At 69.0% G+C, this 26,639-nt stretch carries 25 protein-coding genes; 17 read left to right on the plus strand and 8 right to left on the minus strand.

The window, feature by feature from the left end; genetic code table 11:
• Positions 1-3 precede the first annotated feature (3 nt).
• The 6 genes from WKC72_RS13215 (at position 4) to WKC72_RS13240 (ending at position 5,738) form a co-directional block, all read left to right on the plus strand.
• Positions 4-969: an NADPH:quinone oxidoreductase family protein gene (locus tag WKC72_RS13215; protein ID WP_370182868.1), complete on the plus strand. Its 966-nt coding sequence runs from the start codon at positions 4-6 to the stop codon at positions 967-969.
• Positions 970-1,076: 107 nt separating this feature from the next.
• On the plus strand, positions 1,077-1,547 hold the full coding sequence (locus WKC72_RS13220) for a MarR family winged helix-turn-helix transcriptional regulator (protein WP_037233548.1): 471 nt from the start codon (positions 1,077-1,079) through the stop codon (positions 1,545-1,547).
• Positions 1,544-3,073 (plus strand): DHA2 family efflux MFS transporter permease subunit, encoded by a 1,530-nt coding sequence (locus WKC72_RS13225; RefSeq protein WP_037233551.1) that lies wholly within the window; start codon positions 1,544-1,546, stop codon positions 3,071-3,073. Before WKC72_RS13220 ends, WKC72_RS13225 begins: the two co-directional genes overlap by 4 nt.
• A gap of 140 nt (positions 3,074-3,213) precedes the next feature.
• The gene (locus WKC72_RS13230; protein WP_007298060.1) at positions 3,214-4,311 is read left to right on the plus strand and encodes an LLM class flavin-dependent oxidoreductase; all 1,098 of its coding nucleotides are present in this window, start codon (positions 3,214-3,216) and stop codon (positions 4,309-4,311) included.
• On the plus strand, positions 4,295-4,741 hold the full coding sequence (locus tag WKC72_RS13235; protein ID WP_370182871.1) for a MarR family winged helix-turn-helix transcriptional regulator: 447 nt from the start codon (positions 4,295-4,297) through the stop codon (positions 4,739-4,741). Before WKC72_RS13230 ends, WKC72_RS13235 begins: the two co-directional genes overlap by 17 nt.
• A gap of 19 nt (positions 4,742-4,760) precedes the next feature.
• Positions 4,761-5,738 carry a pirin family protein gene (locus WKC72_RS13240; protein ID WP_037233554.1) on the plus strand — a complete coding sequence of 326 codons (978 nt, stop codon included), beginning with the start codon at positions 4,761-4,763 and terminating at the stop codon, positions 5,736-5,738.
• 9 nt (positions 5,739-5,747) lie between these two features.
• On the opposite strand, the gene WKC72_RS13245 is transcribed toward WKC72_RS13240, so the two are convergent.
• From WKC72_RS13245 to WKC72_RS13255, 3 genes are read right to left on the minus strand one after another with little or no spacing between them, the layout of a single operon-like run.
• The gene (locus WKC72_RS13245) at positions 5,748-6,692 is read right to left on the minus strand and encodes a serine/threonine dehydratase (RefSeq protein WP_370182872.1); all 945 of its coding nucleotides are present in this window, start codon (positions 6,690-6,692) and stop codon (positions 5,748-5,750) included.
• Between the two features lie 31 nt (positions 6,693-6,723).
• Positions 6,724-7,152: a PaaI family thioesterase gene (locus WKC72_RS13250; protein WP_037233558.1), complete on the minus strand. Its 429-nt coding sequence runs from the start codon at positions 7,150-7,152 to the stop codon at positions 6,724-6,726.
• 3 nt (positions 7,153-7,155) lie between these two features.
• Positions 7,156-7,719 carry a TetR/AcrR family transcriptional regulator gene (locus WKC72_RS13255; protein ID WP_037233560.1) on the minus strand — a complete coding sequence of 188 codons (564 nt, stop codon included), beginning with the start codon at positions 7,717-7,719 and terminating at the stop codon, positions 7,156-7,158.
• Between the two features lie 90 nt (positions 7,720-7,809).
• On the opposite strand from WKC72_RS13255, the gene WKC72_RS13260 reads away from it, so the two are divergent.
• The gene (locus tag WKC72_RS13260) at positions 7,810-9,012 is read left to right on the plus strand and encodes an adenylate/guanylate cyclase domain-containing protein (protein WP_128641594.1); all 1,203 of its coding nucleotides are present in this window, start codon (positions 7,810-7,812) and stop codon (positions 9,010-9,012) included.
• 82 nt (positions 9,013-9,094) lie between these two features.
• Positions 9,095-9,400 (plus strand): hypothetical protein, encoded by a 306-nt coding sequence (locus WKC72_RS13265; protein ID WP_005258203.1) that lies wholly within the window; start codon positions 9,095-9,097, stop codon positions 9,398-9,400.
• A gap of 2 nt (positions 9,401-9,402) precedes the next feature.
• On the opposite strand, the gene WKC72_RS13270 is transcribed toward WKC72_RS13265, so the two are convergent.
• Positions 9,403-9,963 carry a TetR family transcriptional regulator gene (locus WKC72_RS13270; protein WP_370182875.1) on the minus strand — a complete coding sequence of 187 codons (561 nt, stop codon included), beginning with the start codon at positions 9,961-9,963 and terminating at the stop codon, positions 9,403-9,405.
• Positions 9,964-10,069: 106 nt separating this feature from the next.
• Here WKC72_RS13270 and WKC72_RS13275 point away from each other — a divergent pair, with 106 nt between their 5' ends.
• Positions 10,070-11,512 (plus strand): FAD-dependent oxidoreductase, encoded by a 1,443-nt coding sequence (locus WKC72_RS13275; RefSeq protein WP_370182876.1) that lies wholly within the window; start codon positions 10,070-10,072, stop codon positions 11,510-11,512.
• Here WKC72_RS13275 and pepN read toward each other — a convergent pair.
• The 4 genes from pepN to WKC72_RS13295 are packed head-to-tail and all read right to left on the minus strand — an operon-like array spanning position 11,502 to position 16,750.
• Positions 11,502-14,012 carry an aminopeptidase N gene (gene pepN / locus WKC72_RS13280; protein ID WP_370182877.1) on the minus strand — a complete coding sequence of 837 codons (2,511 nt, stop codon included), beginning with the start codon at positions 14,010-14,012 and terminating at the stop codon, positions 11,502-11,504. The genes WKC72_RS13275 and pepN overlap by 11 nt on opposite strands.
• A gap of 37 nt (positions 14,013-14,049) precedes the next feature.
• Positions 14,050-14,904, minus strand: a complete 855-nt coding sequence (locus WKC72_RS13285; protein ID WP_370182879.1) for a DMT family transporter — start codon at positions 14,902-14,904, stop codon at positions 14,050-14,052.
• A gap of 19 nt (positions 14,905-14,923) precedes the next feature.
• Entirely contained in the window at positions 14,924-15,724 is an 801-nt protein-coding gene (locus WKC72_RS13290; RefSeq protein WP_037233572.1) for a crotonase/enoyl-CoA hydratase family protein, read from the minus strand.
• 57 nt (positions 15,725-15,781) lie between these two features.
• Positions 15,782-16,750 (minus strand): SDR family oxidoreductase, encoded by a 969-nt coding sequence (locus tag WKC72_RS13295; RefSeq protein WP_370182881.1) that lies wholly within the window; start codon positions 16,748-16,750, stop codon positions 15,782-15,784.
• Here WKC72_RS13295 and WKC72_RS13300 point away from each other — a divergent pair.
• From WKC72_RS13300 to WKC72_RS13335, 8 genes are read left to right on the plus strand one after another with little or no spacing between them, the layout of a single operon-like run.
• The gene (locus tag WKC72_RS13300; protein ID WP_370182883.1) at positions 16,728-17,519 is read left to right on the plus strand and encodes a TIGR03084 family metal-binding protein; all 792 of its coding nucleotides are present in this window, start codon (positions 16,728-16,730) and stop codon (positions 17,517-17,519) included. The genes WKC72_RS13295 and WKC72_RS13300 overlap by 23 nt on opposite strands.
• Positions 17,516-19,222, plus strand: a complete 1,707-nt coding sequence (locus WKC72_RS13305) for an acyclic terpene utilization AtuA family protein (RefSeq protein WP_370182884.1) — start codon at positions 17,516-17,518, stop codon at positions 19,220-19,222. Before WKC72_RS13300 ends, WKC72_RS13305 begins: the two co-directional genes overlap by 4 nt.
• Positions 19,219-20,367 (plus strand): acyl-CoA dehydrogenase family protein, encoded by a 1,149-nt coding sequence (locus tag WKC72_RS13310; protein WP_370182885.1) that lies wholly within the window; start codon positions 19,219-19,221, stop codon positions 20,365-20,367. Before WKC72_RS13305 ends, WKC72_RS13310 begins: the two co-directional genes overlap by 4 nt.
• Positions 20,364-21,962, plus strand: a complete 1,599-nt coding sequence (locus WKC72_RS13315) for an acyl-CoA carboxylase subunit beta (protein WP_370182886.1) — start codon at positions 20,364-20,366, stop codon at positions 21,960-21,962. The genes WKC72_RS13310 and WKC72_RS13315 overlap by 4 nt, the downstream gene beginning before the upstream one ends.
• A gap of 8 nt (positions 21,963-21,970) precedes the next feature.
• Entirely contained in the window at positions 21,971-23,980 is a 2,010-nt protein-coding gene (locus tag WKC72_RS13320; protein ID WP_370182888.1) for a biotin carboxylase N-terminal domain-containing protein, read from the plus strand.
• Complete coding sequence (locus WKC72_RS13325) at positions 23,977-25,137, plus strand: acyl-CoA dehydrogenase family protein (RefSeq protein ID WP_037233587.1); 1,161 nt, start codon at positions 23,977-23,979, stop codon at positions 25,135-25,137. Before WKC72_RS13320 ends, WKC72_RS13325 begins: the two co-directional genes overlap by 4 nt.
• Positions 25,137-25,937, plus strand: a complete 801-nt coding sequence (locus WKC72_RS13330) for an enoyl-CoA hydratase family protein (RefSeq protein ID WP_268789765.1) — start codon at positions 25,137-25,139, stop codon at positions 25,935-25,937. The genes WKC72_RS13325 and WKC72_RS13330 overlap by 1 nt, the downstream gene beginning before the upstream one ends.
• A gap of 59 nt (positions 25,938-25,996) precedes the next feature.
• Complete coding sequence (locus WKC72_RS13335) at positions 25,997-26,638, plus strand: TetR/AcrR family transcriptional regulator (protein ID WP_128641599.1); 642 nt, start codon at positions 25,997-25,999, stop codon at positions 26,636-26,638.
• Position 26,639 lies beyond the last annotated feature (1 nt).

Consider the following 26,639-nt stretch of genomic DNA (forward strand, 5'->3'; position numbering starts at 1 on the left):
AGCATGCGCGCAGTGGTGGTGACGGAGCTGTCGGGGCCGGGCGGCATGACGCTGCAGGACATACCCGAACCGGCGGCCGAGGGGCTGGTCCTGATCGACGTCAAGGCCAGCGGCGTGTGCTTCCCCGACCTGCTGATCAGCTACGGCAAATATCAGCTCGGCCCCGAGCTGCCTTTCGTTCCCGGCGCCGAAGTCGCGGGTGTGGTGGTGTCGGCACCGGCCGACAGCGGATTCGAGCCCGGTCACCGGGTGCTCGCGGCGTCGCAGGTCGGCGGTTACGCCGAACGGGTCGCGGTGCTGCCGGCGCAGGTGCTGCCCATTCCGTCGATCCTGGATTTCGACGAAGCGGCGTCGCTGATCGTCAACTACCAGACGATGGAATTCGCGCTGGAGCGCCGGGCTCGGCTGCGGGCAGGCGAAACCGTCGTCGTCCTCGGCGCGGCGGGTGGGGTGGGGACGTCCACCATCCAGCTGGCGAAGGCGCACGGCGCCCGCGTGATCGCGGTGGTGCGCCGGGACGGGGCCGACGACTTCCTGCGCGAACTGGGGGCCGACGACGTCGTCCGCCTCGAAGACGGCTGGGGCGCCCGGGTCCGTGAACTGACCGGCGGCCGGGGCGCGCAGATCGTGGTCGACCCGGTCGGCGGCGACGCATTCGACGAGGCCGTCCGGGTACTGGCCCCGGAAGGCCGGCTCGTCGTGATCGGTTTCGCGGGAGGGGCGATCTCCGAGGTCAAGGTGAACCGGGTGCTGTTCCGCAACATCAGCATCGTGGGTGCGGCGTGGGGTGAGTTCATCCGGACCGAACCGAATGCGCTGGAAGAGGTGCATGCCGCGTTGGTCCGGCACGTGGAGCGCGGATTGCGTCCCGTGGTCACGTCCCGGTATCCGCTCGAGCAGGCTGCGGATGCGCTGCGCGATCTCGAGGCCGGCCTCGTGCTGGGCAAAGCAGTGCTCGTCCAGGACTGAACCCGCAGGTCGAGCGTGCCGCCGGGGAATGTGATACCTGACACCATTTATTCGGTTGCGCCATAGTTGTCCTTGGGCAATAGTTGCATGAGCGCTAGCATTCGAGGGTGCCCGACAAATCTCCTGATCTTCTCTTCGAACTACTCAACGATTTCTTCACCCAGGTGTTGAGTGCGGGGGAGTCGGAGTCGATGGACAACCTCATCGAGCTGGACCTCACGTTTTCGCAGGTGCGCATGCTCTTCGCGCTGGTTCAGCACGGTGAACCACTTCCGATCAACGAGGTGGCCGAACGGTTGCGGCTCTCGGTGGCCGCGGCGGGCCGGAATGTCGATCAACTCGTGAAACTGGGTCTGGTCGTTCGCCGGGAGGACGAACGCGATCGGCGGGTCAAGCGGGTCTCCTTGTCGGAGGCCGGACATAAGGTCGCTACCCAGCACATCGAATGCAAGCGTGATCAGTTGCGACGGTTCGCATGGCGGGTTCCGGAGATCGAGCGGACCCGGCTGATCGAGGCACTACAACCGATCCTCGCGGGGGAGTCCCTGCGAGAACTCAACCAGGAGATACTCGGATGACATCGCCGACCGCCGCGAACGCGGCGCCCGACAAGCTCGACGGCACGGTCCTCAAGATCGCGTCCGTGGTGGTGCTCGGTGCCATCATGTCGATCCTCGACGTGACCGTCGTCAGCGTCGCGTTGCCGACGTTCGCCACGGAATTCGACACCACGTACGCCACCGTCGCATGGACGATGACCGCGTACACGCTCGCCCTGGCCACCGTCATTCCCGTCACCGGGTGGGCGGCCGACCGATTCGGCACCAAGCGTCTCTACATGACGGCGCTCGTGCTGTTCGTCCTCGGCTCGGTGCTCTGTAGCTTCGCGTGGGACATCACGTCGCTCATCGGCTTCCGCGTCCTGCAGGGCCTCGGCGGCGGCATGTTGATGCCGCTGGGTATGACGATCATGACGAAGGCGGCCGGCCCCGACCGCGTCGGCCGGGTCATGGCGGTTCTCGGAATCCCCATGCTGCTCGGCCCGATCGGTGGTCCGATCCTCGGCGGCTGGCTGATCGAGGCGGCGAGCTGGCACTGGATCTTCCTGATCAACCTGCCCATCGGCATCATCGCTCTGGCTGCTGCGTTCATCATCCTGCCGTCCGACAACGCGTCGCCCTCGGAGTCGTTCGACTTCCTCGGCATGCTGCTGCTCTCGCCGGGTCTGGCACTGTTCCTGTTCGGTGTGTCGTCCATCCCGGAGGTGGGCACGGTCGCTTCGGCTCGTGTGCTCGTGTCCGGTGCGATCGGCCTGGCGCTGATCGTCGCGTTCGTGTTCCACGCACTCCGCAAGGATCACCCGCTGATCGATCTGCACCTGTTCAAGAACCGGCAGCTGTCGGTCGCGGTCATCACGACCTCGCTGTTCATCGTCGCGTTCATGGGTGCCGGTCTGCTGTTCCCCAGCTACTTCATCCAGGTCGGCGGGCACACCACGCTCGCAGCCGGTCTGCTGATGGCTCCGCAGGGTATCGGCGCGATGCTGACCATGCCGGTGGCCGGACGTCTCGTCGACAAGATCGGCCCCGGCAAGATCGTGCTGACGGGTCTGCCGCTGATCCTGATCGGTCTCGGTGTCTTCACCCAGGTGGCGTCGGACTCGCCGACCTGGCTGCTGATGGGTGCGCTGTTCGTGATGGGCATGGGCATGGGCTGCACGATGATGCCGCTGATGACCGCAGCGATCGTCACGCTGTCCAACGAGCAGGTTGCGCGCGGTTCCACGCTGATGAACATCGTCCAGCAGACCGCCGGTTCGATCGGTACCGCCGTCATGTCGGTGGTCCTCACCAACCAGCTGCTCGATCGCGGTCTCGACAGCCAGACCGTCGCGATGCAGCACGTGCCCGAGGTCGCCGCGCAGGAGCCTCCCGGGATGGTGGACCAGGTCCTGAGCCAGGCCGCCGATGCGTTCGGCAACACGTTCCTGGTCGCCACCGTGCTGATCGCATTGACGCTCATCCCGGCGTTCATGCTGCCGCGGAAGAAGTCGGTCAACCCGCGTCTCGAGGCCGAAGATGCCCCGACGGTCATGATGCACTGATCGGGTTCGTTCGAACGTCGCCGAGGGCGGCAAGCGCACTGCGCTTGCCGCCCGCAGCTGTTTCCGGAATAGGTCGAAGTGGTTGAATGTTGCAATAGGTTCATGCAAACGCATGGAGTTCTGGCGCGAGAGGAACAGCTATGCAGTTCGGAATCTTCACCGTCGGCGACGTGACCCCCGATCCCACCACCGGCCGCACTCCCACCGAGCACGAGCGCATCAAGGCGATGACGACCATCGCCAAGCATGCCGAGGACGTCGGACTCGACGTGTTCGCCACCGGCGAGCACCACAACCCGCCGTTCGTGCCGTCGTCCCCGACCACCATGCTCGGCTACCTCGCAGCGCAGACCGAGAAGATCGTCCTGTCGACGTCCACCACGCTGATCACCACCAACGACCCGGTGAAGATCGCCGAGGACTACGCGATGCTGCAGCATCTCGCGGACGGCCGGGTGGATCTCATGATGGGTCGCGGAAACACGGCCCCCGTCTACCCGTGGTTCGGTCAGGACATCCGCCAGGGGATTCCGCTGGCGCTGGAGCACTACCGGCTGCTGCGCCGCCTGTGGGACGAGGACGTCGTGGACTGGCAGGGCCAGTTCCGCACCCCGCTGCAGGGGTTCACCTCGACGCCGCGTCCGCTCGACGGCATCCCGCCGTTCGTGTGGCACGGATCGATCCGCAGCCCGGAGATCGCCGAGATCGCCGCGTTCCACGGTGACGGCTTCTTCGCCAACAACATCTTCTGGCCGAAGGAGCACTACATCGCCCTGATCAACCTCTACCGCGAGCGATACGAGCACTACGGTCACGGCCGCGCGGACCAGGCGATCGTCGGACTGGGCGGGCAGGTGTTCATGCGCAGGAACGCCAAGGACGCCGTCGACGAGTTCCGGCCCTATTTCGACAACGCCCCGGTCTACGGCCACGGGCCGAGTCTCGAGGACTTCACCGATCAGACCCCGCTGACCGTCGGCACACCGGAGCAGGTGATCGAGAAGACCTTGACGTTCGCCGACTTCTTCGGCGACTACCAGCGGCAGTTGTTCCTCGTCGACCATGCGGGGCTTCCCCTGAAGACGGTGCTCGAGCAGCTGGATCTGCTCGGCGGCGAGGTCGTGCCCGTGCTGCGCAAGGAGTTCGCCGCCCGGCGACCTGCGGGCGTGCCGGACAATCCGCCGACGCACGCGTCGATGAAGGCCGATCGCGAGCCGGTCGATGCCGCCCGTCAGTAGGACCGAACGAGCGGCCGAGGCGTGGGAGGCTCTCTTCCGCGCCCAGGTCGCGGTGATGCGCAACCTCGCCGCCGACGACGTGTGGGACGAGCTGAGCATGCGCGAATACGACGTGCTGTTCACTCTCGCCCGGGCACCCGGACACAGACTGCGCCTGCATGATCTCAACCGGGAGATCCTGCTCAGCCAACCGTCGCTGAGCCGGCTGGTCGAGCGGCTGTCCGGCTCCGGATTCGTCACGCGGGAATGCGATCCCGGCGACCGCCGGGGGACCGTCGTCGCCCTGACGGACGAGGGTGCTCGTGTGCAGACGTCGGTCGGACGCAGGCACGCGGCGAGCATCCGGCGGCACGTCGGCCCGGCACTGTCCGACGACGAACTCGACACGCTCACCGAACTCTGCGCGAAACTGCGCGGCGCACACGACTGACGGAAGGCACGATGGAGCAGTGAGCAATCTGGAGACGAATTCGGTGGAAGAGCGGTGCGAGTCGCACCCCGACGGCGGGGGCATCCAGGTGCTCGGCGCGCGCGAGGTCCCGCTCGGCGGTCCCCGCGCGATGCCGGTCCGGCGCACCCTCCCGCAGCGGGACCGGTCGCTGATCGGCGCCTGGTGCTTCGCCGACCACTACGGTCCGGACGATGTCGGGAAGACGGGCGGGATGAACGTGCCGCCGCATCCGCACACGGGACTGCAGACGGTGAGCTGGCTGTTCACCGGCGAGATCGAGCACCGCGACAGCATCGGTTCGCACGCGATGGTGCGTCCCGGTGAGCTCAACCTGATGACCGCCGGGCGGGGGATCGCGCACTCGGAGGTCTCGACACCGCAGACACGCATCCTGCACGGGGCGCAGCTGTGGGTGGCGTTGCCGGCGTCGGCGCAGGACGCGGAGCCGGCGTTCGAGACGTACGCACCCGACCCGGTCGAACTGGACGGCGCGACCGTGCGGGTGTTCCTCGGGAACACGGTGGGCTCCACCTCGCCGGTCCGCACGTTCACGCCGTTACTCGGCGCCGAGATCCTCCTGGAGCCGGGTGCGGACGTCACCCTCGACATCGAACGCGGCTTCGAGGTCGGGGTGCTCGTCGACGAGGGCGAGGTGCAACTGCGCGGAACCACACTGCGGTGGGCGGAACTCGGCTATCAGCCGCCGGGGGAGTCGCTGGTGGTGCTGCGCAACACGGGCGGAACCCGGGCCCGGCTGCTGCTGCTCGGCGGCGCACCGCTGGGTGAGCAGGTGATCATGTGGTGGAACTTCCTCGGCCGCACCCACGAGGACATCGTGGGGTACCGCCGTGAGTGGCAGTCCGAGCTCCGGGGCGCGGCGCCCGCCGACCCCCGATTCGGCACGGTCGAGGGCTACGACGGCGATCCACTGCCCGCACCCGAACTGCCGAACAGCAGGCTGAAACCCCGCGGCTGAGACCGCGGATCAGTAGCTGGTGAGCGACGTGTTGGCGCCGCAGAGCACCACGCAGAGCGGCTTGTCGTCGTCGGGTGCGAGCTGTCCGGTGACGATCGCGGCGAGCGCCGCGGCGGTGCCGTGCTCGACGACGATCCGGAACTCCTCCCACAGCAGCGTCCGCGCGTCGATGAGGGCGTCGTCGTCGACGATCAGGCTGGACACGGGCCGCGACCGGATGGTGTCCCAGGCGATGGAACCGATCTTGGTGGCGCCGAGGGAATCGCCGGCGATGCTGTCGATGTCGATGTCCACGGGTTGCCGGGCGGCGACCGCGGAGTGCAGCGTCGCCGCACCGCTCGGTTCCACGCCGTAGATGCTGTCGTCGTCGCGGCTGCCGACGACGACGCCGGAGAGCAATCCGCCGCCGCCCACGGCGATCACGTAGGACAACGGCTCGGCGACGTCGTCCTGGACCTCGAGAGCGATGGTCCCCGCCCCGGCGACGATGTCGGGGAGATCGTAGGCGTGCAGGGCGAGGGTGTTCGAGGACGCCGCGAGTTCCTGGGCATACTCGGCCGCCTCGGCGTATCGAGCACCCACCTTGCGCACGTCCGCGCCGAGCGCGATCAGCGTGTCGACCTTGACGTCGGGTGCCGTGACGGGGACGACCACCGTGCACTTCACACCCCTGAGCCGCGATGCCCAGGCCGCCCCGATGGCGGCGTTCCCACCGGACGCGATGACGACGCCCGCGTCGTCGAGCCGCCCCTCCTCCTCGGCGTGGAGCAATGCGTTGAGGCTGCCCCGCACCTTGAACGAGCCGCCGTACTGCAGGAACTCGAGTTTGAAGATCACCGGCACGGCACCGCGCACGGTGGGGACGGTGGCACGGAACGTGGGTGTCCTGCGGATCAGGCCGGTGATGCGCTCACGCGCCCTGTCCACGGATGCGTGATCGACGGAGTGAGCCATGGTCCCATCGTTCCATCCCGTGCAGCCGCGACTACCGCGGCTCCTTGACCGTCGCCGTACCCTGGGCTGCGGCGCACAGCACCTCCGAGCCGTCGTCCTGCACCGCGTAGATGTCGCACCGGCACAACGCCTGCCGCCGCGTCGACGCGTCGGCGCGGGCGTCCGCCCGGAGCAGCACGCCCTGGGCGGGGCGGAGGTAGGTGATCGTGAAGCCCGCGGTCATGATGTTCGCGCCGAGCACGGTTCCCGCGGCGAATGTCAGGGCGTTGTCGGCGGCGTATGACAGGACACCGCCGTGCACGAAGCCGTTCTGTTGCCGCAGTTCGTCGCGGACGGGGATCTCGAGGGTCGCGCCGCCCTCCCCGAACTGCGTCATGCGTGCGCCGACGAGCACGCTGAACGGCTGGGCCTCCAGCACGGCCTGCGCGGTGTCGGCGGTGAGTGCGACGTCGACCGTCATCCTCTACTCCTGGTTCCGTAGCGAGTTCCACGCGGCGCGCGCCAATTCGGGCGCCACCGCGGTGGGGTCGGTGGTCATGGCGCCCGCCAGCCATTGGCGGGAGTACTCCTGAGCCGGACCGAGCCACAACGCGTAGAGCACGTCGAAGTCGAACCGGCGGACCGTTCCGTAGTGTTCGTGGACCCGCCACCACTGGGTGACGTCGCGGAAGAACACCGCATTGGTGGAATCGGCCCGCTCGTCCACGCCCGGGGGCCGGGGCGCGGCGAGGATGGTGGCCCGCTGCGGGTTGCCGGACACCCACTGCAGGTGGCGGACGACGGCGCCTTCCACCCCGGACCGCGCGTCGGCGCATTCCGCGAGTGCGGCCCGGAATCCGTCCTGGTAGTCGGCGAGCGCCCGCAGCCAGACCTGGAGGTACAGCTCTTCCTTGTTGGGGAAGTGGTGGTAGACGGCTCCCACACTGACGCCGGCCTCCTGCCGGATGTCGGCGAGCCGGGTCGCGAGGACGCCCCGGCGGGCGAAATGGTCCTCCGCGGCGTCCAGCAACAGACTTTGAATCGGCACACACCGAATATAGTTCGGTCACAGTCGCGGGGGAAGGCGAGTTCGCAGGATTACGGCGAAGGGCGACGTCGTTCCTGGGACGATGAGGACGTGCGCATCCCGCGACAGCCCCGACGGATCACGCCCCGAACGGGACGTCTGGTGTCCCCGCCGCCTCGCCCGCTCCGACGCCCCGGTCCGCCACCCACGCAACTCCACGAGTTCGAGGCCGCAGGCCTCCTCGACGGACTCAGCGGGGCGGATCGCTCCGCGCGCATGGGAGTCCTGAACACCCTGATCGAGGACGGGGTGTCGATCGACGAGCTCCGCGTCGCCTCCCGGGACAATCGACTCGCGCACCTGCTGCTCGAGCACGCGCTGTCGCCGAAGGGCCGGTACGGCATCGACGAGATCTCTCAGAAGACCGGTGTCACCGTGGAGGACGCCCGGCGGTGGTTCCGGGCAATCGGCCGGGGTGCGTCGGAGGACGGGACGTTCTACGACGACGGCGACCTCGACCTCGCGCGCGGACTCAAGCAGTACCGGGACCTGGGGCTCGACGAGAGCGGAATCTTCGCGGCCGCCCGGGTCCTCGGCCGCAACCTCTGGACGGTCGCCGACGCCGCGGACGCGCTGCTGCAGGAGCGACTCGAGGCGACACGCGAACACCCCGAGGTGGCCCTGCGGTACGCGGTGGAGGTGCGGCGCATCGCGGATTTCGAGGCGCAGATCCTGGCTCATCTCATCGCCACCACCCTGCGCCACCAACTGCGCTCCGATGCGGTGGGTATCGCCAGGGACTCGAACCTCCAGGTTCGGGGGGCGCAGGAGATCGGCGTCTGTTTCGCCGACCTCGTCGGATTCACGCTGCTCGGTGAGCAGGTGGCGCCCGCCGATCTGGGGCGGGTGGCCGAGCGCCTCGACGGGCTGGCCACCGATCTGGCGCTGCCGCCGGTGCGTCTGGTGAAGACGATCGGGGACGCCGTCATGATTGTCTCGCCCGATCCCAACGCGCTGGCCTACACCGCGCTCGACCTCGTGCAGGCCGCGCGCGCCGAGGGGCTTCCGCCGTTGCGGGCCGGGATCGCCTGGGGCACGGCGGTGCCGAGCGCGGGCGACTGGTTCGGCAGGCCCGTCAACATGGCCAGTCGCGTCGTCGCTGTCGCGCCGTCCCACGAGGTCGTCGTGACCGGCGAGTTCTACGACGAACTCGACACGGACGCGTTCTGGGGCGAGCCGGCGGGCAGTCACCGGCTCAAGGGAATCGACGCCCCTCAGGACCTCTTCGGGATCGGCCGCCGGTCCGTCGCCTGACCGGCGCGGCTCCGAAAACGTGTCGTACCCTCGCGATACGGTCATGGCACAGCTCACAGAAGCACATCGAGTGAGGCGCATCATGACTGGCGATTCGGGCGCAGACTGGCATTTCTACGCGGTGGTCGAAACTGCGGTGGACGGTGGTCACACGCTGGCCGCGTTCGGGCCGCGACCGACGGCGCTCGACGCGCTCCGGCTGGCCGTGCATTCGGTCAACCACACCGCGTATTCGGTTCTCGAACAGGGGATCGCGGGAGATCCGCGTGCCGAGGCGAGCGTCGTCGAGCGGTTGCCGATCACGTCGTTCACCATCAGGCGGCACCGCCGCAGCACGAGCGAACTCGACGCCCGCTGGATGCTGAACGGCGGCAGGCACCACCGGTAGGGCTACCGCGGTTCGGTGGTGAGGTAGTACTCGAGCACGGGCCCGACCCAGCGCATCAACTGTTCGTGCGTCATGTCGGCTACGGGCGGTACCCGGAGTACGTAGCGGGAGAAGGCGAGTCCGAGGATTTGCGACCCGACGAGGGCCGCGCGTTCGTCCGCGCGGTCCGCGGTGACCACGGCGAGGGCGGGCGCCACCTGGCGGGCGAAGACCTGCAGCATCGCCTCGGCGGCTCGGGGGCTGCTCGCCGCCGCGCGGAGGAGGGGGAGGAACGCGCCGTCGTTCTCCCACACCGCGAAGAAGCGCGGCATCAGCACGCTCGCGAGGTCCGCCGCGGGAACGTCGTGGAGGTCGGGCAGGTGCAGATCGAATTCGGCGGCCTCGGCGAACAGCGATTCCTTGTTGGTGAAGTACCGGACGACCAGTGCGGCGTCGACGCCCACATCCGACGCGACGGCCCGCATCGTCGTGCGTTCGTAGCCGTCGGTGCCGAACCGGGCGCGGGCGGCGTCGAGTATCGCGGCGCGGGTGGTGACGGCGGAGCGGGCGCGGCGTTCGGACATTTCCGCAGTCTAAGTCAACAGCTGTTGACCTGACGCGGCGATGCGCCTACCGTCGAAGTCAACAGTTGTTGACTTAGTGGGACACCTTTCGATCGGAGGCAACGTCATGAAGCACATCGACGTGGTGGTGATCGGCGCGGGACCCACCGGATGCATGCTCGCGGGCGAGTTGGCGACGGCGGGCCGATCGGTGACGGTGCTGGACAAGCGCGCCGCGCCGTCCACCCTCAGCCGGGCATTCGGCGTCCATGCCCGCACCCTCGAACTGCTCGATGCCCGCGGACTCGCCGACCGGCTCGTGGCTACCGGCGCCGCCGCACCCGGTCTGAAGCTGTGGCGCGGTGCAGCGCTGAACCTCGGACGCCTGCGGACCCGGTTCCCGTTCGTCCTCGTCACCCCGCAACGGAACGTCGACGCCCTGCTGGAGGAGCACGCCCGGGACCGCGGCGCCGACATCATCCGTGGTTTCACCGTGACCGGAGTTGAGCAGGACGGGGACGGCGTCCGCGTTCACGGCCACGACAGTTCGGGACGCGGCCGCACCTTCCACGCGACATATGCGGTCGGTGCGGACGGCGCGCACAGCGCGGTGCGGACGATGATCGGGCAACCGTTCCCCGGCAAGGCTGTGCTGCGGTCGATCATGCTCGCCGACGTCGAACTCGAGAATCCACCGGACAATCTCGTGACCGTCAACGCCGTCCGCGACGGATTCGCGTTCATCGCGCCATACGGCGACAACCTGTTTCGGGTGATCGCCTGGAACCGCCGGCATCAGGTGGACGACACCGCCCCGGTGGACCGGGAGGAACTGCGCAGCACCATCGAGGTCGCGATGGGCACCGACTACGGACTCGGCGACGTGCGCTGGCAGTCGCGTTTCCACAGCGACGAACGGCAGGTCCCGCACTACCGGACCGGCCGGGTGTTTCTCGCCGGCGACGCAGCCCACGTGCATTCGCCTGCAGGTGGGCAGGGCATGAACACGGGTATTCAGGACGCCGTCAATCTCGGCTGGAAACTCGCGGCCGTCCTGGACGGCGCGGACGACGCGGTGCTCGACACGTACCACTCCGAGCGGCACCCGGTGGGCCGGCTGGTTCTGCGGTCGAGCGGTGCCACCATGCGCATGATGATCGTCCGGCCGTGGATCCTGCGGAAAATCCGGAACGGGGTAGTGGCGGCGCTTCTCGGCTTCCCGCCGATCGGCGATGCGATCGCCAGGATGTTCTCGGGTATCGGAATCGGGTACGGCCACCACGCCGGCGAGAGCACCGTGGTCGGCCGACGTGCCGAGGATCTGCCCACCGACGCCGGACGGCTGTACGAGGTGATGCGTTCGGGCGGTTTCGTCCTGGTCACCGAGCCCGGGACTCCTGCTCCGGGCGATGTCCACGCGGTGGCCCGGACGGACGAGGGCCCCGGACTGCTCGTGCGTCCCGACGGCTACATCGCCTGGGCGGGCGACAGTGCGTCCGGCCGGTGGCGGGACGCACTGGAACGGTGGACGGCCCGCACGTCGAACGGTGCCCGGCCGGTCAGCCGGTGACGTCCGGCAGGCTGTTGAACGCCTGCGCTCGCAGGTCCCGGGCGAGATGATCCCGTTGCTCGAGCACCAGCCGCCGTAGCGCGGCGGGCGCATCGGCATGGGTGGCGAGCCATCCGTCCGCCGCGTCGAGTGTCGTCTCGGACGGGAACAACCCGACCACGATCCGCCGCGCGATTTCGATACTGCGCTCCTCCCACACCGAGCCGATCGAGGCGAAGTAGCCGGCGCCGTATCCCTCGACGAGATCGTGCCGGGCGCCTGCGCGGAACCCGGCGATGATCGCGCCGAGATGTTCGTTGGACAGTGTGCGGTCGTGGAGGATCGATTCCCAGGCCTTCGCTTTCACGTCCGGGTCCGGCCGCGAGAACTTCGCCCGCAGGTACGCGGTGCGGCCGGAACCGGTGTCGTCGCGGCGCAGTTCGCCGTCGAGGTCCGCGTCGTCGGCGTGCCCGGTTGCGGCGAGCGCGCCCCAGAACCCCCAGCGCAGATCCGGGTCGAGGGCCAGTCCGCTCGGCGCCGGCCCGCCGGCCTCGAGAATCGACCGGATGTCGGCCGCGCGACTGCCGTCCATCGCCGCAGCGGACGCCACCGCCCGTGCCCAGGCGAGTTGGCTTCCCGAAGCCGGCGGGGCGTCCCACAACGCGCGCCAGGTGAGCTCGAGCCAGTCGAGACGGGCGGCGTCGCGCGAGGGCTCGGGGAAGAAGTGCTCGATCGCGTACGGGGCGTTGGCCAGCACAGAGGTGAGGAGCGTGAGGTGCGACTCCGCCGGTGAGAACCTCTGGGCCATCGACAGATACCGCGTGGCGCCCAGTTCGCTGTCGCGGGTCGCGTTCCACAGCGACGACCAGATCAGGCCGCGCGCCAGCGGGTCGCGCACCCGGTCGAGGGAGGTTTCGACGGTGGTCAGCGATCGGTCGTCCAGCCGCACCTTCGCGTACGTCAGGTCGGCGTCGTTGAGCAACACGAGCGGCGCGTCGGCGAGATCGATCGGGGTGTGGGCGTCGGCGAGGTCGACCTCGATCCGCTGCACGCACACGAGGTCGCCGGTGTCGTCGAAGTCGTAGCGCCCGACACCGAGGCGGTGTGGACGCGGATCGGTCTGCACGATCGAGGCGCGTTCGTCGGCGCCGCGCTGCAGGCTCAGAGCGGACACTCCGGTTGTCTGCAACCAGGCGCGCGCCCAGCTCGTCAGATCCCGGCCCGACGTGGCCGACAGTTCGGTCAGCAGATCCGTGAGGGTGGTGTTCCCGAACGCGTGGGCGCGGAAGTAGCGGCGCGCCCCCTCGAAGAACGCGTCACGCCCGGCGTACGCGACGAGTTGCTTGAGGACGCTGGCGCCCTTCGCGTACGTGATCCCGTCGAAGTTCAGTTTCGCGGCTTCGAGGTCGACGATGTCCGCGACGATCGGATGCGTCGTCGGCAACTGGTCCTGCAGGTACGCCCACGCCTTGCGGCGGTTGGCGAAGGCCACCCACGCGTCGGTCCACCGGGTGGCCTCTGCGTTGGCCAGTGCGCCCATGTAGTCGGCGAACGATTCCTTGAGCCACAGGTCGTCCCACCACACCATCGTGACGAGGTCGCCGAACCACATGTGGGCCATCTCGTGCAGGATCGTGTTCGCCCGGCCCTCGTACTGGGAGTCGGTGGCGGCGCCGCGGAACACGTACGCCTCGGTGAACGTCACACAGCCGGGGTTCTCCATGGCGCCGAGGTTGTACTCGGGGACGAACACCTGGTCGTACTTGCCGAACGGATAGGGGTAGTCGAAATTCTCCGTGAAGAACCCCAGCCCCTGCCGGGTGATCTCGAAGATCGTGTCGGCGTCGAGGTACTGCGCAAGTGAGGCGCGGCAGAGGACGCCCAGCGGGATCGTGACGTCGCCGCCACTCCATTCCGAGTCGACCCGATGGTAGGGCCCGGCCACGACCGCGGTGATGTAGGTGGAGATCGGCAGTGTCGGCGCGAACGTGACCACCTGCCCGCCGGTGGTGTCTTCCCGCTCGACGACCTGTTGGTTAGAGACCACCTCCCACTCCCGCGGCGCGGTGACGACGAACGTGAACGGCGCCTTCAGGTCCGGCTGTTCGAAACACGCGAATACCCGCCGCGCGTCCGCCGGCTCGTACTGCGTGTAGAGGTACGTCTGCCCGTCGGCCGGGTCGAGGAACCGGTGCAGACCCTCACCGGAACGGCTGTACTCGCCACGGGCGGCGATGGTCACGACGTTGGATTCCCGCAGCCCGGTCAACGCGATACGGGCGCCGTCGTAGTCGACGGGGACGTCGGAGCCGTTGACCGTCACCGACTCCACTCCGGCGCCGAGGTAGTCGAGCCAGGTCGTGGACGTGCGGGCGGTGAACTCGACGGTCGTGGTGGTCGCGAACGTCCCGACCTCCCGGTCGACGGCGCCGAGTACGTCCAGTTCCACCCGATAGCCGAGAACGTCGATCGCGCGGGAACGTTCGGCGGTTTCGGCTCGGGTCAGGTTCGCTGTGCTCACGCGTCGATCCTGCCAGCCCCGCCCGCAGGCCGCGGCGCTACCGGTTGCTCAGGACGGAGCCGACGCCGGCCGCGACGACGAGCGAGATCGCGGCCAGCGACTGCAGTCCGAGTACCTGCCCGAGCACGATCACCCCGGCGAGGGTCGCGGCGGCAGGCTCGAGCGCAATGAGCACGGCGAACACCTTCTTGCTCATCACCTGCAGCGCCCGTAGCTCGAGCGAATACGGAATTACCGACGACAGCAGGGCCACCGCCGCGCCCACGGCCAGGATCCGGGGGTCGAACAGTGCGGTGCCGCCGGACACCGCGCCGAGCGGAAGCGTCAGGGCCGCCGCGACGATGCTTGCGCCGGCCAGGCCGTCCGCACTGGGAACCGTCGCCGCGAGGTTCGAGCCGGCGACGATGTAACCGGCCCACGCCGCCCCGGCGGTGAGCGCGAAACACACCCCCACCAGGTCGAGGGACTCGGCGCCCGAGTTCTCGCGCAGGCCGAGCATGACCACCCCGGTCAGTGCCGCCAGCACCCACACGCCGTCCCGCAGTCTTCGCGACAGCACGGCGGCGAGGGTGAGCGGACCCAGGAACTCGATGGTGACGGCGGTGCCGAGCGGTAGCCGCGCGAGGGCCTCGTAGAACGCCGAATTCATCACGGCCAGCGCCACTCCGAGGGCGAGGATGCCCTCCCGTTGCGTTCGCGTCCACCGTCGCCAGCGCGGCCGCACGATCACCCCGAGGATGATCGCCGCGATCGTCAGCCGCAGCGACACCGCGCCACTGGCGCCCACCGCCTCGAACAGGGTGCTCGCGAAGGCGGCGCCGAACTGGACGGACAGCACCGATCCGAGGACCGAGACGACGGGAAGAAGCTGACTGCGCGGCTCGGCTGTCACCGGCGTGCGATGCCCGGGTTCACCGGCCGGTGAAGTTCGGGCTGCGGCGATCGAGCATCGCGCCGACCGCCTCGTGATGGTCCGCGGTGTGATGGGCGAGCGACTGCATGGCCGCCGACAGTTCGAGGAGGCTCTCGAGGCTCTGGTGACGGCCCTCGCGCAGCAGTTTCTTGGTCATCCGCAGCACCTGCGGCGGGTTGACCGCCACGCGGTCGGCGAGCGCACGCGCCGCGCCGAGGAGTTCCCCGGGTTCGGTGACCTGCGAGACGAGCCCCCACTCCAGGGCCTTCGCGGCGTCGATCGCGTCGCCGGTGAACGCCATCTCGCTGGCCCGCGCCATCCCGACGGCCTGCGGCAGGAACCAGGCGCCGCCGTCGCCGGGGACGAGCCCGACCTTGACGAAGCTCTCCGCGAACACGGCGGCCGTGGAGGCGATCCGCATGTCGCACATCAGCGACAGGTCGCATCCGGCACCGATGGCGGGTCCGTTGACGGCCGCGATGGTCGGCACCTCGCAGTGGTAGAGGGCGAGTGGGATGCGCTGGATGCCGTGCCGGTAGCCCTGCCGCAGGTCGGCGGGGGAGCCGCCGAACATTCCGGCGCGGTCGCGCATGTGCTTGACGTTGCCGCCGGAGGAGAAGGCCGAACCCGCACCCGTGACGATCGCGACGCGCACGCTGGGATCACCGTTGACGTCGGCCACCGCATCCTCGAGCGCCTCGATCACGTCCGGCTCGGAGATCGGGTTGCGCGCCTCCGGGCGGTTGAGCGTCCAGGTGACGATGTCGCCATCGCGGGTGGTGAGCACGGCGTCGGTCATGGACGACTCCCTCGGGTGTGAGCGCGGATTCGAGACCGTCCCAGTCTGTCATTGCGCTCAGATGCCGGTGCGCCGTACCAGTGCGTCGGTGGCGGACGGTGCGAACGTGCCGAGCAGCCGGAACAGTTCGGCGTAACTGGGGAGAAGTTCGATCGGCCGGGTGCGCACGGCGGTGACGAACCATTCCGCCGCCTGCTCGGGAGTCAGGGCGGCCATCGCGTCGTAGTCCGTGGTGGGCGCGATCATCGGCGTCCGGACCAAGGGAAAGTCGAGGGTGGTCACGGAGATTCCGCGGTCGCGCAGTTCGGCGCCGAGGCTCCGGCCGAACGCGCCGACGGCCGCCTTGGACGCGTGGTAGGCGGAGAACTTGGGCATCACGCCGGCAGGCACGCCCCACGTCGCGACGTTGATGATGTGGCCCTTGCGGCGCTCGATCATGGAGGGGAGCAAGGCGAGGGTGAGCCGCGTCGAGCCGAAGTAGTTGACGGCCATGGTGCGTTCGAAGTCGTGGAAGCGATCCAGCGAGTCCTCGACCGTCCGCCGGATCGACCGCCCGGCGTTGTTGACGAGTACGTCGACGGGGCCGATCTCGCCGAGCACGTGAGCGACGAGGGCGTCGACGGACTCCGGGTCCGTGAGGTCGCAGGGGACGGCGTGTGCGTCGCAGCCGGACCGCAGGATGTCGTCGCGCACGGACTCGAGGGCGTCGGAGCCGCGGGCCACGAGGACGACCTCCGCGCCGAGGGCGGCGAGCCGGCGGGCGGCCGCTTCTCCGACCCCCGAGGATCCGCCGGTGACGAGGATCCGCTTCCCGGCGATGCGGTGGCCGGTTCCCGGTGCGACTCGGGCGGCCAGTGCGCGCGGGGAGGGAAGGGGGTTGAGCGCGGCATGGGTGAGCAACTGTCGTATCACGTGACCAGCGTGGCAGCTCTCCGGACGATCCGCAGCCAAATAACAATCAATCGTGCTTGCTTTTTTATTGGGTCGGTGTGATGCTGGTCGCATGGCTGAACTGCAGAGGTTCATCGACGACTTGTGCGCCGAGAGCGATTCACTGGACGCCCTGGTCGCCGACCTCCCCGACTCCCGCTGGGCCGATCCGACACCGGCCGAGGGCTGGACCATCGCCCACCAGATCGGGCATCTGCTGTGGACCGACGAGGCCGCCCTCCTGGCGATCACCGACCCCGACGGCTTCACCGAGCAACTGGCGGTGGCCGCCTCGAACCCGGGCGGCTTCGTCGATGCCGGCGCCGCCGAGCACGCCCGGCGGGAACCCGCGGAACTGCTCGCCGCTTGGCGCTCGGCCCGGGCTCGGCTCGCGGAGGCTCTCCTGGCGGTGCCGCCGGGACAGAAGATCCTCTGGTACGGCCCGCCGATGAAGGCGGCGTCGATGGCCACCGCCCGGTTGATGGAGACGTGGGCGCACGGCCAGGATGTCGCCGACGCGCTCTCGGCGGCGCGCGCACCCACCGAGCGGTTGAAGAGCATCGCCCACCTCGGTGTCCGCACCCGCGACTTCGCCTACGCCGTCAACGAACTCGCCCCACCCGCCGAGGAGTTCCGCGTCGAGCTCACCGCCCCCGACGGAGTGTCCGTCTGGACGTGGGGCCCCGAGGACGCCGCGCAGAAGGTCACCGGCCCCGCCGAGGACTTCTGCCTGCTCGTCACCCAGCGCGCGAACCGGGCGGATCTCGCCCTCGAGGCCACCGGCGCCGACGCGGACGCGTGGCTGAACATCGCTCAGGCCTTCGCGGGCCCCGCGGGCGGCGGCCGTGAGGCGGGAACCCGATGACCGTGCGGATCGGCAACTGCTCCGGCTTCTACGGCGACCGCCTGTCGGCGATGCGCGAGATGCTCGAAGGCGGCGAGCTCGACTATCTGACCGGCGACTACCTCGCCGAACTCACCATGCTGATCCTCGGCCGCGACCGCATGAAGGACCCGAACCGCGGCTACGCGAAGACGTTCCTCCGTCAGGCGGAAGACTGCCTCGGGCTGGCCCTGGACAAGGGGGTCCGCATCGTCGCCAACGCCGGCGGGCTCAACCCGGCCGGTCTCGCGGGCGCGTTGCGGGAGGTCAACGACAAGCTGGGGTTGCAGGCGACGATCGCCCACGTCGAAGGCGACGACCTGATCGGCCGGGCCGCCGAACTGGGGCTGGGCAGCCCGCTGACCGCCAATGCCTACCTCGGCGCGTGGGGCATCGTCGACTGCCTGAACGCCGGCGCCGACGTGGTCGTGACCGGGCGGGTCACCGACGCGTCGGTGATCGTGGGCCCGGCCGCCGCGCACTTCGGCTGGCAGCGAGACGCTTTCGACCAGCTCGCCGGTGCTGTGGTGGCGGGGCACGTCATCGAGTGCGGCACCCAGGCGACGGGTGGCAACTACGCGTTCTTCACCGAGATCGACGACCTCGATCGTCCCGGATTTCCGATCGCCGAGATCGACTCGGACGGATCGTCCGTCATCACCAAGCACCCCGGGACGGGCGGCGCCGTGAACGTCGGCACCGTCACCGCGCAGTTGCTGTACGAGATCACGGGTGGCCGCTACGCCGGTCCCGACGTGACCGCGCGAATCGACTCCGCCGCACTGTCGCAGGACGGCCCCGACCGCGTGCGCATCAGTGGCGTCATCGGGGAGCCGCCGCCGCCGCAGCTCAAGGTGTCGCTGAACACGCTCGCGGGATTCCGCAACGAGGCTGTATTCGTCCTCACCGGCCTCGACATCGAGGCCAAGGCGGCCCTGGTGAAGCGGCAGCTCGAAGGGTGGCTTTCCACCCGGCCGACCGAACTCGACTGGTCGCTCGCCCGCACCGATCATCCGGACGCCGACACCGAGGAGGCCGCGAGCGCGCTGTTGCGCTGCGTGGTCCGGGATTCCGACGCCAATGCCGTCGGACGTGGATTCTCCTCCGTCGCAGTCGAAATGGCACTCGCGAGCTACCCCGGCTTCACGCTGACGGCGCCGCCCGGGCAGGGGCAGCCCTACGGCGTGTTCACCCCGGGATACGTGTACGCCAAGGAGGTGCCGCACGTCGCGGTGCTGCCGGACGGAACGCGCGTCGACATCGAACCCGTCACCGACGTCCGGGAACTCGAGGACGTCGACGAGCCCGCGCTCCCGGAGCCTCGGGGCGGCGAACCCACGGTGCGGGTGGCGCTCGGGACCGTCGCCGGAGCGCGCAGCGGTGACAAGGGCGGGAACGCGAATGTCGGTGTGTGGGTGCGCACCGACGAGCAGTGGCGGTGGCTGGCCCACGCGCTGACCGTCGACGAAGTGAAGCGCCTTCTCCCGGAGGCCGCCGACCTCACCGTCACGAGGTATGTGCTGCCGAAGCTGCGCGCCGTCAACTTCGTGATCGAGGGAATCCTCGGACAGGGCGTCGCGTCCCAGGCCCGGTTCGACCCGCAGGCCAAGGGTCTCGGCGAATGGCTGAGATCCCGGCACCTCGACATACCGGAAGCACTCCTCCCCGAAGGGACAACGTTGTGAGCGTGTGGGATACACCCGAGCGGCAGGAACTGCGCAAGACGGTGCGCAGCTTCGTCGAACGACAGATACTGCCGCACCTGGACCAGTGGGAGCGCGACGGCGAACTGCCCCGCGCGCTGCACCGGGAGGCCGCCGAGCTGGGACTGCTCGGCGCCGGTTTCCCCGAATCCGTCGGGGGCGAGGGCGGAGACCTCGTCGACGCCGTGCTGATCTGCGAGGAGTTCCACCAGGCGGGGGCATCGGGTGGCGCGTTCGCTTCCCTGTTCACGTCGGGAATCGCGCTACCGCACCTCGCCGCGGCCGGTGACCCGGAGCAGATCGAGAAGTGGGTCCGCCCCACCCTGCGTGGCGAGCTCGTCGGCTCGCTCGCCATCACCGAACCCGGCGGCGGTTCCGACGTCGGGCATCTGCGGACCACCGCGGTCCGCGACGGCGACCACTTCGTCGTCAACGGGTCCAAGACGTTCATCACGTCCGCCGTCCGGGCCGACTTCGTGGTCACCGCCGTCCGCACCGGCGGTCCCGGCGCATCCGGGGTCTCGCTGCTCGTGATCGAGAAGGGCACACCGGGTTTCGAGGTGGCACGCAAACTCGACAAGATGGGCTGGCGTGCTTCGGACACGGCCGAGTTGTCGTTCGTGGACGCACGGGTGCCCGCCGCCAACCTCGTCGGCGAGGAGAACAGCGGGTTCGCGCAGATCGCTCAGGCGTTCCTCACCGAGCGCATCGCCCTCGCCGCGCAGGCATATTCGAGCGCGCAACGGTGCCTCGACCTCACGCTGCAGTGGGTGCGGGACCGCGAGACGTTCGGCCGTCCGCTGATCAGCAGGCAGTCGGTGCAGAACACGGTCACCGAGATGGCGCGCAAGACCGACGTGGCCCGCGTCTACACCAGAGCGCTGGTGGAGCGTTCGCTCGTGTCGGACGAGGACTTCATCGCGGAGGTCTGCTTCGCGAAGAACACCGCCGTCGAGTCGGGCGAGTGGGTGGCCAACCAGGCCGTCCAGCTGTTCGGTGGCCTGGGCTACATGCGGGAGAGCGAAGTGGAACGGCAGTACCGCGACATGCGCATCCTCGGAATCGGTGGCGGTACCACCGAGATCCTGACGGGGCTCGCGGCCAAGCGATTGGGGTATCAGTCATGACCACGTTGAAGTCCACCCTGGACACGGGTTCCGAAGAGTACGCCGCGGCGGCGACGGCCATGACGGAGAAGCTCGCCGAGATCGACACCGAGCACGCCAAGGCGCTCGCGGGCGGCGGCGAGAAGTACACCGAGCGGCACAAGAAGCGCGGCAAGCTCCTCGCCCGGGAGCGCATCGAACTGCTCCTCGACCCCGACTCGCCGTTCCTCGAACTGTGCCCGCTCGCGGCGTGGGGCAGCGACTTCCCGGTCGGTGCCAGCACCGTCGTGGGCATCGGTGTGGTGGAAGGCGTCGAGTGCCTGATCGTCGCCAACGACCCGACGGTCCGCGGCGGCACCAGCAATCCGTGGACGTTGCGGAAGGGATTCCGCGCCAACGACATCGCCCGGCAGAACCGGCTGCCCGTCATCTCCCTCGTGGAATCCGGCGGCGCGGACCTTCCCACGCAGAAGGAAGTGTTCATTCCCGGTGGCCGCATGTTCCGCGACCTCACCCAGCTCTCCGCGGCGGGTATCCCGACCATCGCCCTCGTCTTCGGCAACTCGACGGCGGGCGGCGCGTACATCCCCGGCATGTCCGATCACGTCGTCATGATCAAGGAACGGTCCAAGGTGTTCCTCGCCGGACCGCCGCTCGTCAAGATGGCCACCGGTGAGGAATCCGACGACGAAACCCTGGGCGGCGCCGAGATGCATGCCCGGAAGTCCGGTCTCGCCGACTACTTCGCGGTCGACGAGCAGGACGCCATCCGGATCGGCCGCAGCATCGTCAAGCGCCTGAACTGGAAGAAGCAGGGTCCCGCGCCGCGGGCCGAGGTCATCGAACCGCTCGAGGACCCCGAGGAACTGCTCGGCATCGTCCCCGCCGACCTCAAGATCCCGTTCGATCCGCGCGAGGTGATCGCCCGCATCGTCGACGGCTCCGATTTCGACGAGTTCAAGCCGATGTACGGGTCGTCACTCGTCACGGGCTGGGCCGAGCTACACGGATATCCGGTGGGCATCCTCGCCAACGCGCGCGGTGTGCTGTTCAGCGAGGAATCGCAGAAGGCCACCCAGTTCATCCAGCTGGCGAACCGCTCGAACACGCCACTGTTGTTCCTGCACAACACGACCGGCTACATGGTGGGCAAGGAGTACGAGGAGGGCGGGATGATCAAGCACGGGTCGATGATGATCAACGCCGTCTCCAACTCCACCGTCCCGCACATCTCGATCCTGCTCGGCGCGTCCTACGGCGCCGGCCACTACGGCATGTGCGGACGCGCGTTCGACCCGCGTTTCCTGTTCGCCTGGCCCAGCTCCAAATCCGCCGTCATGGGCGGAGCACAGCTGGCCGGTGTCATCTCCATCGTCAGCCGCGCCTCTGCCGAGGCCCGCGGGCAGGCGTTCGACGAAGAGGCCGACGCGGGCATGCGCGCCATGATCGAGAACCAGATCGAGGCGGAATCCGTGCCGATGTTCCTGTCCGGTCGCCTCTACGACGACGGCGTGATCGACCCGCGCGACACCCGAACCGTGGTGGGAATGTGCCTGTCGGCCATTGCCAACGCCCCGATCGAAGGCGCCGAGAACTTCGGCGTCTTCCGGATGTGAGGCCCGACATGATCCAGTCCGTACTGGTTGCCAATCGCGGTGAGATCGCCTGCCGCGTCTTCGCCACCTGCCGCCGCGCAGGCATCGGGACCGTCGCCGTGTACTCGGACGCCGACGCTCTCAGCCCGCACGTCACCGAGGCCGACACCGCGGTCCGGTTGCCGGGCAACAGTCCCGCCGACACCTACCTGCGCGGTGACCTCGTCATCGAGGCGGCACTGCTCGCCGGCGCCGATGCCATCCACCCCGGCTACGGGTTCCTCTCCGAGAACGCGGACTTCGCGCGCGCCGTCCACGACGCGGGGCTCACGTGGATCGGGCCGCCCGCGCCCGCCATCGAGATGATGGGTTCGAAGGTGGAGTCCAAGAAGTTGATGGCCGCCGCCGGAGTTCCGGTGCTGGCCGAACTCGACCCGGGCGCCGTCACCGAAGCGGACCTGCCGGTGCTCGTCAAGGCGTCCGCAGGCGGCGGCGGACGCGGCATGCGCGTCGTGCGTGAGCTCGCGGACCTCCCGGAACAGCTGGAAGGCGCCCGCCGCGAAGCGCAATCGGCCTTCGGCGACCCGACCGTGTTCTGCGAGCGCTACCTGGAAACGGGCAGGCACATCGAGGTCCAGGTGATGGCCGACCGGCACGGAACCGTCTGGGCGGTGGGGGAGCGTGAATGCTCCATCCAGCGGCGGCACCAGAAGGTGGTGGAAGAGGCGCCGTCACCGTTGGTCGAGGCCGTCCCCGGGATGCGCGAGCGACTGTTCGAGGCCGCCCGGCTCGCGGCGAAGGCCATCGACTACGAGGGCGCGGGGACGGTCGAGTTCCTGGCTTCCGGTCGAGCGGAGCGAGGGGGAGACGACCTGGACGACGGGAACTTCTTCTTCCTCGAGATGAACACCCGGCTGCAGGTGGAACACCCGGTCACCGAATGCACCACCGGCCTCGACCTCGTGGACCTGCAACTGCAGGTGGCGTCCGGGCAGGCGCTCGATGCCGAATCGCCCGCCGTGTCCGGTCATTCCATCGAGGTCCGGCTGTACGCGGAGGATCCGGCGCAGAACTGGCAGCCGCAGAGCGGACCGGTCCACCGTCTGGACCTGCCCGGGAACGCGGTCGAATTCGACGTCCTGCGCTCCCCGGGGATTCGCCTGGACTCCGGCGTGGTCGACGGATCCACCGTCGGCGTGCACTACGACCCGATGCTCGCGAAGGTCATCTCGTTCGCGCCCACCCGCACGCAGGCGGCCACCCGGCTGGCCGCGGCCCTGAGCCGCGCGCAGGTCCACGGACTGCGCACCAACCGCGACCTCCTGGTCAACGTGCTCCGCCACCCGGCATTCCTCGCCGGCGACACGGACACCGCCTTCTTCGACACCCACGGGCTGGACGTGCTGGCGCGGCCGCTGGCCTCGGCCGACACCGAGCGACTGTCGGCGCTGGCCGCCGCACTCGCGGACGCCGCGCACAACCGTGACGTCGCGACGGTCGACTCGACGCTCCCCAGCGGATGGCGGAACCTGGCGTCCGCGCCGCAGAGCAAGACGTTCACGGGCGGAGGCGGTGACATCGAGATCCGGTACCTGCTCACCCGGTACGGGCTGAAGGCCGACGGCTTCGACGACGTCGCGCTCGTGTCGGCCAGGGCGCGCCACGTCGTACTCGACGTCGCGGGGCTGCGTCGCTCGTTCGAGGTGTCCCGGTACGGGGACGACGTGTTCGTCGACTCTGCCCTGGGCCCGGTGGGTCTGCACGCCGCACCGCGATTCACCGATCCGAGCGCCGTCGTCGCCGAGGGGTCGCTGCTCGCGCCGATGCCGGGTGCTGTCATCCGCCTCGGCGCCGAGGTCGGCGACACCGTGACCGCCGGTCAGCCGATCGTGTGGCTCGAGGCGATGAAGATGGAACACACGATCAAGGCACCGGCCTCCGGTGTCCTCACCGAACTGTCCGTGACCGCCGGTCAGCAGGTCGACGTGGGAACGGTCCTGGCAGTAGTCGAAGCAGCGCAGCCCGAAGGAGAATCATGAGCTTCATCGAGACCGAAGAACAGAAGGAACTCCGTGCCTCCGTGTCGAGGCTCGGCGAGCGGTTCAACTACGTCGACTACGTGCTGCCCCGGGCTCGGCGCAGCGAACCGCTGACCGAATTGTGGAACGAGGCGGGCAAACTCGGCTTCCTCGGAGTCAATCTCCCCGAGGAATACGGGGGCGGCGGCGCGGGCATCTACGAACTCGCCCTCGTGCAGGAAGAACTCGCGGCCCACGGCGCCGGCCTCCTGCTGGTGGTCGTGTCACCGGCCATCTGCGGCACGATCATCGGCAAGTACGGCACCGAGGAGCAGAAGCAGACCTGGCTCCCCGGCCTCGCCGACGGTTCGAAGATCATGGCGTTCGGCATCACCGAGGCCGACGCGGGTTCGAACTCGCACCAGATCACGACCACCGCTCGTCGAGACGGCGAGGAGTGGCTGCTGACGGGGAACAAGATCTACATCTCCGGGGTGGACCAGGCCGATGCCGTCCTCATCGTCGCGCGGACCGAGGACTCGAAGACCGGCAAGCTGAAGCCTGCGCTGTTCATCGTCCCCACCGACGCCGAGAACTTCGTGAAGACGCCGATGGAGATGGACATCGTCGAGCCCGACCACCAGTTCATGCTGTTCCTCGACGACGTCCGGTTGCCCGCCGACGCGCTCGTCGGCGAGGCCGACGCGGCGTTGATGCAGCTGTTCGCGGGTCTCAACCCCGAACGCATCCTCGGCGCCGCCATGGCGATCGGCATGGGCCGCTACGCGCTGGACGCCGCGGTGCGGTTTGCGAAGGAACGCACGGTGTGGAAGGAACCGATCGGCGCGCACCAGGGCATCTCGCATCCGCTGGCGCAGATCAAGATCGAACTCGAACTCGCCAAGCTGATGATGCAGAAGGCGGCCGTCCTCTACGACAGCGGCGACGACTTCGGCGCCGCCGAGGCAGCCAACATGGCCAAGTACGCCGCCGCCGAGGCCAGCATCAAGGCACTCGACCAGGCCGTCCAGACGCACGGCGGCGCAGGCCTGACCAAGGAATACGGTCTCGCGGCGATGCTCGGTGCGGCACGCATCGCCCGCGTGGCGCCGGTGAGCCGCGAAATGATCCTCAACTTCGTCTCCCAGCACTCGCTCGGGCTGCCGAAATCGTACTGATGTCGAACGGACAGCACATGACCGACGTGGAAGCCGACCGGTACGTCCGGTACGACGCGAATCGGGGGTTCGCCACCCTCACCCTCGATTCGCCTCACAACAGGAACGCGATCTCCGGCAGGCTCGTGCACGAACTGCTGCAGGGATTGCGGGACGCCGCCGCGGACAACGACGTCCGCGGCGTCGTCCTCACCCACACCGGCAGCACGTTCTGCGCCGGGGCGGATCTGAGTGAGACGTCCGGCGACGTGGGGTCGCGTACCCGGCAGATGGCCGCACTGCTGCGGGCCATCGTCGAACTGCCCAAGCCGGTGATCGCCCGGATCGACGGTCACGTCAGGGCCGGGGGCATGGGATTGGTCGGCGCCTGCGACATCGCCGTCGCCGGCCCGCGCAGCACGTTCGCGCTCACCGAGGTCCGGCTCGGACTCGCCGCGTCGATCATCTCGTTGACGGTGCTGCCCCGGATCGATTCGCGCGCCGCGAGCCGCTACCTCCTCACGGGTGAGAAGTTCGGCGCCCACGAGGCGGAGGCCATCGGGCTGATCAGTGAGTCCGCCGAGGATCCCGAGGACACCGTCGAGGAATTGCTCGACCAGTTGCGGCAGGCGTCGCCGCAGGGTCTGGCCGAGTCGAAGACCCTCACGACCCGGAGCGTGCTCGCCGATTTCGACCGCTACACCGACGAGCTGACCGCCCAGTCGGCGAGGCTGTTCGAATCCGAGGAGGCGCGGGAAGGCATGATGGCGTTTCTGCAGAAGCGGCCGCCCAGATGGGCCTCCGGCCCCGTGCGTGGTTGACGAGTCCCAGGACTCGTCACCCGCTCACGGGTGCGCAGCGCGACGAGAGGAAGTGACACATGACCCGCGAACCGAAGCAGGACCGTAGCCGGGTCACGCGCGGGCACCTCCTCGAGGTCACCATCGACTGCCTCGCCGAGCTGGGCTGGGGTGCCACCACGGTGAGCCTCGTCGCCCAGCGGGCCGGCGTGTCCCGCGGCGCGACCCAGCACCATTTCCCCACCCGCGAGGACCTCATCACCGCGGCGCTCGAGGTCATGTTCGACGCCCGGATGGAGCAGGCCCGCCGTGAGGCCACCGACCTGCCGACCGGGGAGGGACGCACCGAGGCCGTGGTGTCGCGGCTCGTCGACTACTACACGGGCACCCTGTTCAAGGCGGCGCTGCAGGTGTGGACGGCCGCCGCCGCCGACCCCGAACTCCGGGCCCGGATCGTGCCGCTCGAGGAACGGTTCGGGCGGATCGCGCATCGCACCGCCGTCGAACACTTCGGGTTCGACGACGCCGATCCGGTGGCGCACCGGCTCGTCCAGGCCACCCTCGATCTCGCCCGCGGACTAGGCCTGGCCGACGTGCTCACGGACGACTCCAAACGACGGGCGGAGATCGTGCGGCAGTGGGCGGCGCAGCTGGATGCGGCACTACCGCGGAACGGTGAGTTGGCGGAGCCGCGGAGCCTCGACGTGGCCGTTCTCGACTGAC

Source organism: Rhodococcus wratislaviensis, assembly GCF_041228765.1.
Lineage (GTDB): Bacteria > Actinomycetota > Actinomycetes > Mycobacteriales > Mycobacteriaceae > Rhodococcus_F > Rhodococcus_F wratislaviensis.

Excerpts from the sequence above, each read along its gene's own strand:
- WKC72_RS13215 (WP_370182868.1), top strand. The coding sequence starts at position 4 with ATGCGCGCAGTGGTGGTGACGGAGCTGTCGGGGCCGGGCGGCATGACG.
- WKC72_RS13225 (WP_037233551.1), top strand. The coding sequence starts at position 1,544 with ATGACATCGCCGACCGCCGCGAACGCGGCGCCCGACAAGCTCGACGGC.
- WKC72_RS13230 (WP_007298060.1), top strand. The coding sequence starts at position 3,214 with ATGCAGTTCGGAATCTTCACCGTCGGCGACGTGACCCCCGATCCCACC.
- WKC72_RS13235 (WP_370182871.1), top strand. The coding sequence starts at position 4,295 with ATGCCGCCCGTCAGTAGGACCGAACGAGCGGCCGAGGCGTGGGAGGCT.
- WKC72_RS13245 (WP_370182872.1), bottom strand. The coding sequence starts at position 6,692 with ATGGCTCACTCCGTCGATCACGCATCCGTGGACAGGGCGCGTGAGCGC.
- WKC72_RS13250 (WP_037233558.1), bottom strand. The coding sequence starts at position 7,152 with ATGACGGTCGACGTCGCACTCACCGCCGACACCGCGCAGGCCGTGCTG.
- WKC72_RS13265 (WP_005258203.1), top strand. The coding sequence starts at position 9,095 with ATGACTGGCGATTCGGGCGCAGACTGGCATTTCTACGCGGTGGTCGAA.
- WKC72_RS13270 (WP_370182875.1), bottom strand. The coding sequence starts at position 9,963 with ATGTCCGAACGCCGCGCCCGCTCCGCCGTCACCACCCGCGCCGCGATA.
- WKC72_RS13275 (WP_370182876.1), top strand. The coding sequence starts at position 10,070 with ATGAAGCACATCGACGTGGTGGTGATCGGCGCGGGACCCACCGGATGC.
- WKC72_RS13290 (WP_037233572.1), bottom strand. The coding sequence starts at position 15,724 with ATGACCGACGCCGTGCTCACCACCCGCGATGGCGACATCGTCACCTGG.
- WKC72_RS13300 (WP_370182883.1), top strand. The coding sequence starts at position 16,728 with ATGGCTGAACTGCAGAGGTTCATCGACGACTTGTGCGCCGAGAGCGAT.
- WKC72_RS13295 (WP_370182881.1), bottom strand. The coding sequence starts at position 16,750 with ATGAACCTCTGCAGTTCAGCCATGCGACCAGCATCACACCGACCCAAT.
- WKC72_RS13305 (WP_370182884.1), top strand. The coding sequence starts at position 17,516 with ATGACCGTGCGGATCGGCAACTGCTCCGGCTTCTACGGCGACCGCCTG.
- WKC72_RS13315 (WP_370182886.1), top strand. The coding sequence starts at position 20,364 with ATGACCACGTTGAAGTCCACCCTGGACACGGGTTCCGAAGAGTACGCC.
- WKC72_RS13320 (WP_370182888.1), top strand. The coding sequence starts at position 21,971 with ATGATCCAGTCCGTACTGGTTGCCAATCGCGGTGAGATCGCCTGCCGC.
- WKC72_RS13325 (WP_037233587.1), top strand. The coding sequence starts at position 23,977 with ATGAGCTTCATCGAGACCGAAGAACAGAAGGAACTCCGTGCCTCCGTG.
- WKC72_RS13330 (WP_268789765.1), top strand. The coding sequence starts at position 25,137 with ATGTCGAACGGACAGCACATGACCGACGTGGAAGCCGACCGGTACGTC.
- WKC72_RS13335 (WP_128641599.1), top strand. The coding sequence starts at position 25,997 with ATGACCCGCGAACCGAAGCAGGACCGTAGCCGGGTCACGCGCGGGCAC.